Below are 12,420 nucleotides of genomic sequence, written 5' to 3' on the forward strand. Positions count from 1 at the left end.
ATTTCTTCTCGTAACGTGAACGGAATTTATCAATACGGCCTGCGGTATCAACAAGTTTCATTTTACCAGTGTAGAACGGGTGAGAAGTGTGTGATATCTCAAGTTTTACAAGTGGATATTCGTTACCATCTTCCCATTTGACGCTTTCTTTTGTATCAATACATGATTTAGTTAAGAAAGAATATTCGTTAGACATGTCCTTAAACACTACTAACCTATAATTTTTGGGATGCAATTCAGCTTTCATCTTCAGTACTTTTTAAGAGGTGCAAATATAGAAAAAAATATAATTAGTTTAAAGGAAAATGAAAATATTTGGATTACGCTACAGCTTACGTGATTTATAACAGTGTTGCTTCGGTGGTCTCATCCGACTAAGCGAAGTAAATCATTAATCGGCTCTAAAACAGTTTATCATAGATCATTCTAAATGCCGGGATTGCCGCTATCAATATCAGCCACATGCCTCTTTTTGTTCTGTAATCCAGATTTCTGTCCTGCTGGGCATGAATAATCATATATGTTAGTCCGATAGCCAAAATTGCAGCGCCGATGCCAATAAATATTTTGTTCACGGAGTATTCGACCAGCGCTATTGCGGTCAGCAGTATTGCTAAAAATCCAAGTTCCCGAACCGTAAAAATCCAATTTGACTTAACAATGATTGGCTTTATAATATGCAGGAGTTGTTCAAGTTTCTCACTATTTTCAATTTGTGCCGGAATTTTAATTATGTTTTCTTTTGAAACACCTTTTATTGTAAAAGCACCATGTTGGTCTTTTGTAATTTCAGTCACCTCATTTCTGAGAATAGACACTGTCGCAGTATCATGTTGTTCACGCGTGATCAACTGATCCTCTAACGTTAACGTAAAGCTTTCAAATAATTCCCGTAGTCTCTTATCTAAAAGATAAAACGCAATGATTATCACCACAGCAAAAACCGCAATAAAAATCAGCAGCGGTGTCGAATTTTCAGGTGCTTTAAAACCTTTATTGTAGAAGACGCCGAAAAGGACAAATATCGCTAGAAGGGCACCGTAAACCCTTTTGGGGCGCCCTTGCCGCATGGCATCTTTGTAACCATTTTCCATTATTCCAAATTGTTCCATTCAGTCTTTCTTAAAATATAAATATTTTGTTCTGTTTAGTTCTATCTTGTTTGCATCGCCCTTCATCATTATTTGATCTCCTGACATAATTCGATCAGAACTCCTCCGGTAGTTTTTGGATGAATAAAGCATACCATTTTATTGTCAGCTCCTTTTTTCGGTTCGTCGCTTAACAGTTGAAAACCATCTGCCCGCAACCGGGCCATTTCCTCAATTATATCCTCCACTGCAAACGCGATGTGATGAATTCCTTCGCCTCTTTTTTCGATAAAAGAAGCAATGGGGCCCTGACCTGAGATAGCCTGGAGTAATTCAATCTTACTTTCACCAATTTTAAAAAATTCAGTGACGACTTTCTCAGTATCCACCACTTCAGTTTTGTAACTCTCACACCCCAGAAGTTTCCTGTACAAAAGTGAGGATTCCTCCAAATCTTTCACTGCTATACCTATGTGCTCAATCTTGTTCATGATGGTTTATTATGGCATAAAAATGACCATTTTATGTATATCTAGGTAGTGGTTTTTGATAATTACTGCAAAAAATATTTCGTATCTTTGTGTTATTACAACAGCTGGAAATAAATATACAAAAATGAATTTGCCGATATACTTAGATAACAATGCGACAACTCCTATGGATCCAAGGGTTCTGGATGCTATGCTGCCATATTTTAATGCAAAATTTGGTAATGCAGCAAGCAGAAATCATGCTTTTGGATGGGCTGCTGAAGAAGGGGTTGATTATGCACGCGAACAGGTTGCGAAGCTGATAGGTGCCAGTGAAAAAGAAATTATTTTCACTTCCGGAGCGACAGAATCTGATAACCTTGCGATCAAAGGTGTATTCGAAATGTATAAAGAAAAAGGTGATCATATTATCACTTGTGTTACCGAACATAAAGCTGTTATTGATGCATGTAAGCACGTAGAGAAATTGGGCGGGAAGGTTACTTACCTTGGTGTAAAAGCTGATGGATTAATAGACCTTGCTGAACTTGAAGCTGCTATTACCGAAAAAACTATCCTTGTTGCCATCATGTATGGTAACAATGAGATCGGTGTAATTCAGCCGGTTAGAGAGATTTCATCCATTGCTCATAAACATGGTGCATTGTTTATGACTGATGCGACTCAGGCTGTTGGCAAAATCCCTGTTGATGTGAATACAGATGGAATCGACCTTATGGCTTTTTCAGCTCATAAGATGTACGGACCGAAAGGTGTTGGTGTTCTTTACGTTCGCCGTAAGAATCCGAGAGTTAAGGTTACTGCACAAATGGACGGAGGCGGCCACGAACGGGGAATGCGCTCAGGTACGTTAAATGTTCCTGGTATAGTTGGTTTAGGTAAGGCTTGTGAGCTTTGTCGTCTTGAAATGGACTCTGAAGCAAATCGTTTATCCATTTTACGCGATAAACTACAGGCTTCTCTTACGACAATGGAAGAAAGTTATGTTAATGGCAATACCGAGTATCGTTTACCGCACGTAGCTAATATATCTTTCAAATATGTGGAAGGCGAGGGCTTAATGATGGCGATGAAAGACTTAGCAGTATCTTCTGGATCAGCCTGTACCTCGGCATCACTCGAACCGTCATATGTTTTAAAAAGCCTTGGTTTATCAGATGACCTTGCACATTCATCTATCCGTTTCGGACTCGGACGTTTTACTACCGAAGAGGAAGTTGATTTTGCGATAGAACAGACTAAAAAGGCGGTTAATCACCTTCGTGATCTTTCACCACTATGGGAAATGTTTAAAGAAGGAGTTGATCTGGACAAGATAGAGTGGGCAGAACACTGATTAAGTGGACAGTTGAGAGTTGACAATGAACTAAACGCTGTTCTTAGACATCCGGCCTGTTAACAGGTAACTTATAACAGACAAGCTAATGAAATTAACTAGACTAGTAAAACATAAATAATAGAAACATTTTTTCTTAAGAAGACTAAACATAAAACAATGGCATACTCAGAAAAAGTAATCGATCACTACACGCATCCTCGTAATGTTGGAACATTAGATAAAGCCAGCAACACGGTTGGTACAGGATTGGTAGGAGCACCTGAATGCGGCGACGTAATGCGCCTGCAGATTCAGGTCGATGAAAATCACATGATCACCGATGCAAAATTCAAAACTTTTGGATGTGGCTCGGCAATCGCTTCTTCTTCACTGGCGACAGAATGGCTGAAAGGAAAATCTATCGATGATGCAATGAAAATTGACAACATGGATATTGTTGAAGAGCTGGCTCTTCCTCCTGTAAAGATCCACTGTTCGGTATTGGCAGAAGATGCAATTAAGGCTGCGATCAATGATTATCGCATTAAGAACGGAATGGAAGCTCTTGAAGTTGAGAAATCTCACCACTAAGAGAATCTAATTCCCAAAAATAATAAAATGGTAACTGTAACCGAAAAAGCAAAAAGCAAAGTCGAGCAGCTTATGAGTGAAAATGGACTGGATAACGGCTATTTTCTTCGCGTCTCTGTTCAGGGAGGTGGGTGCTCAGGGTTATCCTATAAAATGGATTTCGATAACGAAGAAAAGCCCGGAGATCAGTTTTTTGAAGATCAGGGAGTTCGGTTAGCGCTTGATATGAAATCTTTCCTGTACCTGGCAGGTACGGAACTTGATTTTTCTGATGGATTGAACGGGAAGGGTTTTAATTTCCATAACCCAAATGCAACGCGTACTTGCGGTTGCGGAGAAAGCTTCTCTGTTTAATCCCTCGTTTCGCTCGGGATGACAAAAGGCATAGTGCCGGGATGAGAGGCCAGGCATATTAATTGTAAAAATTTAAAATACAGAACCCCGGATTTAGTCCGGGGTTTTGTATTTTAAAGGTATTCTGTATACTTGTTAAATATATAAATCGTTAAGTTATCCAAATTCCGCTCAAAATGAATCCAATAACCGAGTCCACTACTATTCCGATGTTACTAAGGGATGTGGTCAGTTACGTTCACGATGAAAATACCACTTTTTTACTACATAAGGTAAAGGACGCATGGGCGGAAGTTAGCTATAAACAGGTTTTGCATACTGCTGATGCAGTTTCCAGCTATTTTCTTGAAATGGGAATCCGAAAAGGCGATCGCCTGGGTCTGATCATTGAGAACTCCGTTGATTGGGTTTATTACGACCAGGCCATTCAACAGATTGGTGGGATTAATGTTTCTATATATCCTACATTATCTGAGCACGAAATTGAATATATACTAAAAGATTCGGAAGTAAAAACGATTCTTGTCGGCAACACCTTCCTTCTAAAAAAAATCCTAAAGATCGCAAATAACTGTACAGACCTTCAACGCATTATACCGGTTTTTGACGATTATGAAAAACATATCTCCGGCACTGATCTAAATGCAGGTGTAATTAGCTTTGCAAATCTGATCAGTGAAGGAGAAAAGTGTATTTCCCGTTATCAAAAGGATATAGACTCTCTACGAAAAGCAATTCTCCCGTCAGATATCGCTTCGCTGATCTATACTTCGGGCACGACCGGAACACCCAAGGGTGTGATGCTAACTCACTCTAATTTTGTTCAGAATGTAAGGGTTTGTTTGGATCAGATCCCGGTAATTGATCAAAATGACACATTTCTTTCATTCCTGCCCTTATCTCATGTGTTTGAGCGTACAGCAACTTACCACGTATGTTGTGCGGCAGGATCAAAAATTGCCTTCGCTCAGAGTCTGGAGCTTCTTGCGAAAAATATGGCCGAAGTTAAGCCGACGGTAATGAGCTGTGTGCCCCGTTTGTTAGAGCGAATCCACGATAAGGCCATGAAAACAGGGACCTCTGCGGGCGGAACTAAAGCCAAGATTTTCCTTTGGGCAATCGATACAGGAAAGAAACACAGGGAGGTTAGGGAGGCAGGGAAAACGCCTGGTATTTTTCTTAGCCTGCAGCAAAAACTGGCTGAAAAGCTTGTGTTCAGTAAAATTAAAGAAAAGACAGGGGGGCGCTTGAAATTCATGATCTCAGGAGGTGCTGCTCTGCCTAAAAATGTGGGTGAGTTCTTCGGAAATCTCGGGATTAAAATACTTGAGGGTTTTGGGTTAACAGAAACTTCGCCGGTTATGGCCGTCACAGAATACCATCGCCAGGTGTATGGTACTGTAGGGAGGATTATCCCGGGAATTGAAGTCGCGATCCAGGATGTGGAGACGAAAGAGATGATCAGTATTCAAACTCATGATACGTTTGATGAGAATTTTGAGTGCCCTGAGGGGGAAGTTATTGTTAGAGGCCATTGTGTAATGAAAGGCTATTGGAAAAAGCCCCAGGAGACAGCAGATGTGATCGATACAGACTCCTGGTTCCACACCGGTGACATAGGCCGTTTTTATAAGGGCAATCTTCAGATAACTGACCGGATCAAAAACATGCTTGTAAACGCCTATGGCAAAAATATCTATCCTACACCCGTAGAAAATACGTATCTGAAAAGCCCCAAGATCGAGCAGATCTTCCTTATCGGCGACAAGCGGGAATATGTTACTGCCATCATAACTCCCTCAAAGGAAACTCTACAGGAGACATTCAATTTGAAAGAAGAGTTTTTTAATCAAAAGGAACAGTTTATTGAAGACCAGAAGATCATCGACTGGCTTGAGGAAGACATAAAGAAATATTCCACTGAACTAGCCAAGTTCGAACGCCTGAAGTCCTTTATTGTTAAACGTACTCCTTTCAGCATTGAGGAAGGGGAAATTACTCCGACAATGAAAGCGAAGCGCAAGGTTATTGAGAAGAAATACGCCGGCGAGATTGACGAGATGTATTTGCAGGAGGTGTAGTAGTGCTGAAAGCCAGAAGCTGAAAGCCTTACGCGGAGAGTCCTGTATAACATTCTTATTTCTGTAAGCTCTTTAATAAAATCAGAATAAGGCCCTCAGCTTTCTGCTTTTGACCTTTCAGCTTAATAAAGTCTATTTCTTAAACATATCCTTAACCGTTTCCATAAACCCGGGTGAACGGCGCCTCGAAACAGAATGTTCTGAGTTGTCCGACATTTTAACTACCAAGCCATTTCTGTTGGAATAACTCTGCAGGTGCGCGAGATTTATCATTGTTGATTTATGGATACGGCAGAAGTCGCAATCGTCAAGAATACTTTCGTACTCTTTCAGATGCTTTGAGACTACTATTTTTTCTCCTTTCTCAATGTTAAATATGGAGTAATTGCTGTCGGCCTGGATATAAAGAATATTGTGAATGTTAAGTACATGGAACCCGTTTGAATGAGGCAGGTTTATTTTTTTGATCTTCTTTATCTCGTTCAGATTTTCATGCAGGCTATTAAATACCGTTTCATGACTCACAGCAAGAAGATCGTTTTCGCCGGTCAGCGCTTTCCATTCAGCAGCTTTGCCTATAGAATCCTGAAGTTCCTGGATATCTATTGGTTTTAATAAGTAGTCTACAGCGCTTGCTTTGATGGCTTTAATAGCGTACTGATTGTAAGCTGTCGTAAATATCACAGAGGTAATATTTCGCTGGAGATCGGGTAAAAGGCTGAACCCATCCTCAACCGGCATTGCAATATCTAAGAAAACAAGGTCGATCGTCTCTGACTTTAAAAACGACCTTGCTTCGGCTACTGATCTAGCGATGCCTTTAACCTTAACATCAGGACAATAACCGTTTATCAGGAAAAATAGCGATTGTCTTGAGTACTCTTCATCGTCGACTATTATGGCATTCATAGGCATATCCATTAATTAAAATCACTAATACCAATGTAAAAGTATTTTATTATTTAAATGAATCTGACTGAGGGAACGGTAAGGAGCCGTGATGATTAATATGTAATAACCTGTTGTTCAGTTGTTTCCGGAAGGTCCCTGAATTCGTATTGCTGGGTACGCAGTTGCGGTTCAAATCCTGCTTCCCGAATAGAATCCTGAATACCCTGAGACGTGAAGCGGTGTGGAGCACCGGCCGCGGACACGACATTCTCCTCGATCATAATTGATCCGAAATCGTTGGCGCCGGCCTGCAAGCAGATCTGTCCAACCTGTTTTCCTACGGTCAGCCATGAAGCCTGAATATTTTTTACGTTCGGAAGCATAATGCGGCTTAGCGCGATCATACGGATATATTCATCGGCAGTAACCTTATTGGTTATCCCGCGTATTTTTTTCAATAAAGTGCCATCATCCTGGAAAGGCCATGGGATAAAGGCAATAAAGCCTTTTGCATGCTCGGGCTTTTCCGACTGAACGTCACGCAGCCAGACCAGGTGTTCAAAACGTTCTTCTAATGTTTCAACATGACCGAACATCATCGTTGCCGAGCTAGTCAAACCCAATTGATGGGCTGCACGCATTACATCCAGCCATTCCTGACCGCCGCATTTTCCTTTGGATATTAGCCGTCTCACCCGATCATTAAGGATCTCGGCTCCGGCACCTGGTAAAGAATCCAACCCTGCTTCCATTAGAACCTTTAATACATCGGTATGGCTCATCCCCTCCAGCTTAGCAATATGAGCTATCTCGGGTGGCCCAAGAGAGTGCAGTTTTAGGGTAGGATAGAGTTGTTTTAATTCTTTAAACAGATCAACATAAAACTTAAGACCCAGATCAGGATGGTGCCCGCCCTGCAGCAGCAATTGCTCGCCGCCGTAACGGAACGTCTCCTCAATCTTTTGTTTATAGGTTTCAATGTCGGTAATATAACTCTCATCATGACCTGGTCGCCTGAAGAAATTACAGAACTTGCAGTTCGCAATGCAAACGTTTGTGGTATTGACGTTTCTGTCTATGATCCAGGTTACTTTACCATGCGGCACCTGCTTCTTTCGCAACTCGTTTGCTACATACATCAGCTCCGGTGTACCCGCATTTTTAAACAGAAAAAATCCTTCTTCGGCTGAAAGAAATTCGAAGTTTAATGCACGGATGAGGAGGTCTGAAGTGTTCACCGCACAAAGATACGTCTCAGTTATTAAATTAGAGAATTAGAGAATTTGTAAATGCTTAATCTGACTTTGATATGTGGATTCGGTCAAACCATTTAATTTTTATTTGCCCTTACCTCATTTGCTCATTCCAGAATTCGCCCTAAAATCCCTAAATTAGCACCCCTAAACGATCACAACTTTATGGTTTCTTTTGAACGCTTTACCCTTGATAATGGACTTAGAGTATTAGTCCACGAGGATCCGACTACACCCATGGCTGTATTAAACATCTTGTACGATGTTGGTGCACGGGATGAGGATCCGGATCAGACGGGTTTTGCGCACCTTTTTGAACACCTTATGTTTGGTGGATCAGTGAATATTCCATCATATGATGAGCCACTGCAGCGGGTTGGGGGAGAGAATAATGCTTTTACAAGTAATGATATCACCAATTATTATATCACGCTTCCCGCTGTGAATTTAGAGACTGCTTTCTGGCTGGAAAGTGATCGCATGCTAAGCCTGGCGTTTTCTGAGAAAAGCCTGGAAGTGCAGCGGAATGTAGTCAGTGAGGAATTTAAGCAGCGTTATTTAAATCAGCCTTACGGCGATGTATGGCTCAAACTGAGACCTTTGGCATACAAAGATCATCCCTATAAATGGGCAACCATTGGGAAGTCGCTTAAGCACATTGAAGATGCCACGATTGAGGATGTAAAAGCCTTTTTCAAAAAGCATTATAATCCTGCGAATGCTATAATGGTTGTTGGCGGTGATGTGAAGCTGGAAGAGGTCAAACGTCTTTCTAAAAAATGGTTTGGGAATATTCCGGCAATAGAAAAAGAGCATCGTAAACTGCCTATAGAGGGCACTCAAACCAAAGAGCGCCTTGAAACGGTAAAAGCAAACGTGCCGCTTGATGCGCTTTACAAAGTATTTCATATGCCAGCACGTACAGATGCGGGTTACTATTCTGCCGATCTCATCTCAGATATTTTATCCAGGGGGAACTCATCACGCTTATTCAGAAATTTACTTAAAGATAAGAAGCTGTTTAGTGATATTAATGCCTACCTGACCGGAAGCCTTGATGCAGGTTTATTCGTTGTAGAAGGCAAGCCTTTGCCCGGTGTTTCTATGGAAACGGCGGAAGCTGCTATCTGGACCGAGCTGGATCGCATGAGAAATGAGCCCGTGCCTGAACAGGAATTAACAAAGGTTAAAAATAAGATGGAATCAACTATGGTTTTCTCTGAAATGAGCCTTTTGGACAAGGCAATGAATCTGGCTTACTTCGAGCTTCTGGGTAACGCCGATCAGCTAAATTCGGAGACAGAAAAATATCTCGCTGTAAGCGCCGAAGAGATCCAGAAGCAAGCGCAATTCATCTTCCGTAAGGAAAACTCTTCTACCTTATTCTACTTAGCAAATTAAGATGATTGACAGAACACTGGCTCCGGCTTTCGGACAAGTTGAAAACATAGAACTGCTCGAGGCAAAGCCGATAGTACTTGGCAATGGCCTAAAGGTTTTTAGTGTAAACGGGGGCGAACAGGACCTGGTGCGAATTGAACTTATATTCGAAAATATCGCATACGATGCTTCAAAACCCTTGCAGCCCTACGCAACGAATACCATGCTTAATGATGGAACAAGAGAACTAAGCTCTTCCGAAATTGCTGACAAAATAGATTATTACGGAGCCTTCCTGCAAACTGATTTCAGCAATGATCAGTCGTCTGTGACACTTTATTCCCTTAATAAGCATTTATCTGCAACCCTTCCAATAGTAAAGGCTGTAATTTCAGATTCAATATTTCCTCAGGTTGAGCTGGATACATTCATTAGAAATCAGAAACAGAAGCTGAGTGTGAACCTCGAAAAAAATGACTTCTTAAGCCGGAAGATATTTAATTCGGTATTATTTGGCAATACATTATATGGATATGACACTCGTGCAGAAGATTATGACAGACTTACCCGCGACCAGTTACAGTCATATTTTAGTCTTGCTTACCAGCCCGAAAATTGTACGGTTGTCATCTCAGGAAAGGTAACTGACGAGGCATTGAGCCTGATCGATCAGCTTTTCGGGAATAGCTGGAAGAATGGCAAAAGCGTTAATCCGAACACCTTTAATTTCTACCAGGGAACCGGGCAGGAGCATTATGTTGAGAAAGCCGATGCTTTACAATCGGCTATCCGGCTTGGAAAAGTTTCTATTAACCGCTCTCATACTGATTTCCCAGGCTTTCAGGTATTGAACACCATTTTGGGAGGATATTTTGGCTCACGTTTAATGGCTAATATCCGGGAGGATAAGGGCTATACTTACGGCATCGGTTCGGCTCTCGTGTCTATGAAAAACGCCGGTTATTTCTTTATTGCTTCAGAGGTTGGAGCCGATGTATGCACATCTGCACTGGATGAAATTCATAAAGAAATTGAGATACTGAAAACACAGGAAGTAAGCGAACATGAACTTGACCTTGTGAGAAACTATATGCTGGGCTCTATGCTCGGCGGACTTGAAAATGCGATGTCTCACGCCGATAAGTTTAAGAACATCTACTTCTCGGGCTTGGGGTATGATTATTATCAAAACTATATTAAAACCGTCAGGACTATTTCCCCTCGGGAACTTCAGGCTCTGGCCAATAAGTATTTGGATTGGGATGGTTTGGAGAAGATTGTTGTGGGAAAGAAGCTGAAAGCTGAAAGCTGAAACTGAAAATTGGATAATCTATTTCTTTGTAAGTGCACTGTCAATCGTAAACTTCGGTGTACCTTCTCAATTCTCCATTTTTATTAGTAACTTTGCCCGGCAAGTAATAACCCACAATTATTTGCCATGCAACTCGATCCAAACAAATTCGTATCTGAAGGCCTTACATACGACGATGTCCTTTTAATTCCCGCTTATTCTGAAGTTTTGCCACGTGATGTGGACACCAGTACCTATTTCACCCGAAATATCAAGCTGAATGTTCCTATCGTTTCGGCAGCTATGGATACGGTAACCGAGTCGGGTTTGGCTATAGCGATTGCACAGGCCGGCGGTATTGGAATGCTGCATAAAAATATGAGCATTGCCGCTCAGGCGGATGAGGTGCGTAAAGTAAAACGCTCAGAAAGCGGAATGATCCAGGATCCTGTTACCTTAAATGAGGATGCGCTTCTTTCAGACGCCTTCCTCATCATAAAAGAATATAAAATAGGGGGTATCCCTGTCGTGGATGGGGATGGAAAGCTGGTGGGAATTATTACAAATCGGGATCTTCGTTTTCAAAAAGATGTAATGCGACCTGTCAGGGATGTTATGACAAAGGAAAACCTGATCACGGCACCGGAAGGCACGACATTATCTCAGGCTGAATTAATTCTTCAGGACTATAAGATTGAAAAGCTACCGGTCGTTGATAATGACGGCCGTTTAATAGGATTGATCACCTTTAAGGATATTCAGAAGTTTAAGAACTACCCTAATGCGTGTAAGGATGCACATGGTCGTCTTCGTGTCGGCGCTGCAGTCGGAGTCACTCCGGATACCCTGGATCGCGTAGATGCCCTTGTAAAGGCGGGGGTTGACGTTATCACTATAGACACGGCTCACGGACATTCGAAAGGTGTTATAGAAAAGCTAAAAGAAGTTAAATCAAAATATCCTAACCTGCAGGTTGTAGTTGGGAATATCGCAACTGGTGATGCTGCAATCGCTTTGGCAGATGCCGGAGCAGATGCTGTAAAAGTAGGTATCGGGCCAGGGTCTATTTGCACCACCCGGATCATTGCCGGTGTAGGTGTTCCTCAGCTTTACGCTGTTTACGAATGTGCAAAAGCCCTTAAAGGCCGCGGTGTTCCTGTTATCGCCGACGGCGGGATCAAACAAACGGGTGACATTGCTAAAGCAATAGCTGCTGGTGCAAGCACCATCATGGCAGGTTCGTTGTTTGCGGGTGTGGAGGAGTCGCCTGGTGAAACTATTATTTTCGAAGGTCGTAAGTTTAAATCGTACCGGGGTATGGGCTCAATTGAGGCTATGGAGCAAGGATCCAAGGATCGTTACTTCCAGGATGTGGAAGATGATATTAAAAAATTAGTCCCAGAAGGTATTGTGGGGCGCGTCCCCTTTAAAGGCTCTTTATCCGAAGTGATGTACCAGTTAATTGGTGGTTTAAGAGCGAGTATGGGATACTGTGGATCCGCAACAATTAAAGACCTTCAAAACGCAAAATTCGTTAAGATCACTGCAGCTGGGATGCGTGAAAGCCATCCTCACGATATTACAATTACAAAAGAAGCTCCGAATTATAGTAGGTAGGTAGGTGGAAAGTTGAAAGTTGAAAGTTGAAAGTTGAAAGTTGAAAGTTGAAAGTTGAAAGT

The 12,420-nt window shown here is 41.8% G+C and carries 12 protein-coding genes; 7 read left to right on the forward strand and 5 right to left on the reverse strand.

The annotated features are described in order from the left end of the window. The 3 genes from WKF69_RS15145 to mce form a co-directional block, all read right to left on the reverse strand. Positions 1 to 247, reverse strand: a 247-nt coding sequence (locus WKF69_RS15145) for a type B 50S ribosomal protein L31 (RefSeq protein WP_340382912.1), incomplete at its 3' end; no start/stop codon positions are given. Positions 248 to 401: 154 nt separating this feature from the next. Continuing rightward, positions 402 to 1,112 carry a hypothetical protein gene (locus WKF69_RS15150; RefSeq protein WP_340382913.1) on the reverse strand — a complete coding sequence of 237 codons (711 nt, stop codon included), beginning with the start codon at positions 1,110 to 1,112 and terminating at the stop codon, positions 402 to 404. A gap of 68 nt (positions 1,113 to 1,180) precedes the next feature. Further along, a complete protein-coding gene (gene mce / locus WKF69_RS15155) occupies positions 1,181 to 1,582 on the reverse strand; it encodes a methylmalonyl-CoA epimerase (RefSeq protein WP_340382914.1) in 402 nt (133 codons plus the stop codon). A 124-nt stretch (positions 1,583 to 1,706) separates the two neighbouring features. Here mce and WKF69_RS15160 point away from each other — a divergent pair, with 124 nt between their 5' ends. The 4 genes from WKF69_RS15160 (at position 1,707) to WKF69_RS15175 (ending at position 5,926) form a co-directional block, all read left to right on the forward strand. Then, the gene (locus tag WKF69_RS15160; protein WP_340382915.1) at positions 1,707 to 2,918 is read left to right on the forward strand and encodes an IscS subfamily cysteine desulfurase; all 1,212 of its coding nucleotides are present in this window, start codon (positions 1,707 to 1,709) and stop codon (positions 2,916 to 2,918) included. 159 nt (positions 2,919 to 3,077) lie between these two features. Further along, positions 3,078 to 3,491, forward strand: coding sequence for a Fe-S cluster assembly scaffold IscU (gene iscU, locus WKF69_RS15165; RefSeq protein ID WP_079701868.1), 414 nt, complete (start codon positions 3,078 to 3,080; stop codon positions 3,489 to 3,491). 27 nt (positions 3,492 to 3,518) lie between these two features. Beyond that, positions 3,519 to 3,845 (forward strand): iron-sulfur cluster assembly accessory protein, encoded by a 327-nt coding sequence (locus tag WKF69_RS15170; RefSeq protein WP_340382916.1) that lies wholly within the window; start codon positions 3,519 to 3,521, stop codon positions 3,843 to 3,845. Between the two features lie 176 nt (positions 3,846 to 4,021). Beyond that, complete coding sequence (locus tag WKF69_RS15175) at positions 4,022 to 5,926, forward strand: long-chain fatty acid--CoA ligase (protein ID WP_340382917.1); 1,905 nt, start codon at positions 4,022 to 4,024, stop codon at positions 5,924 to 5,926. Between the two features lie 132 nt (positions 5,927 to 6,058). Here the strand turns inward: WKF69_RS15175 and WKF69_RS15180 are convergent, their stop codons facing one another. Together WKF69_RS15180 and mqnC are read right to left on the reverse strand one after the other, a co-directional pair. Next, on the reverse strand, positions 6,059 to 6,835 hold the full coding sequence (locus WKF69_RS15180; RefSeq protein WP_340382918.1) for a LytTR family DNA-binding domain-containing protein: 777 nt from the start codon (positions 6,833 to 6,835) through the stop codon (positions 6,059 to 6,061). Between the two features lie 95 nt (positions 6,836 to 6,930). Further along, positions 6,931 to 8,055 (reverse strand): cyclic dehypoxanthinyl futalosine synthase, encoded by a 1,125-nt coding sequence (gene mqnC, locus WKF69_RS15185; protein WP_340382919.1) that lies wholly within the window; start codon positions 8,053 to 8,055, stop codon positions 6,931 to 6,933. Between the two features lie 180 nt (positions 8,056 to 8,235). Here mqnC and WKF69_RS15190 point away from each other — a divergent pair, with 180 nt between their 5' ends. From WKF69_RS15190 to guaB, 3 genes are all read left to right on the forward strand, one after another. Beyond that, entirely contained in the window at positions 8,236 to 9,471 is a 1,236-nt protein-coding gene (locus WKF69_RS15190; RefSeq protein WP_340382921.1) for a pitrilysin family protein, read from the forward strand. Position 9,472: 1 nt separating this feature from the next. Next, positions 9,473 to 10,762 (forward strand): pitrilysin family protein, encoded by a 1,290-nt coding sequence (locus WKF69_RS15195; RefSeq protein ID WP_340382923.1) that lies wholly within the window; start codon positions 9,473 to 9,475, stop codon positions 10,760 to 10,762. 126 nt (positions 10,763 to 10,888) lie between these two features. Beyond that, positions 10,889 to 12,358, forward strand: a complete 1,470-nt coding sequence (gene guaB, locus WKF69_RS15200) for an IMP dehydrogenase (protein ID WP_340382925.1) — start codon at positions 10,889 to 10,891, stop codon at positions 12,356 to 12,358. The last annotated feature ends 62 nt before the right edge of the window (positions 12,359 to 12,420 follow it).

Source organism: Daejeonella sp. (genome assembly GCF_037719425.1).
Taxonomy (GTDB): Bacteria; Bacteroidota; Bacteroidia; order Sphingobacteriales; family Sphingobacteriaceae; genus Daejeonella.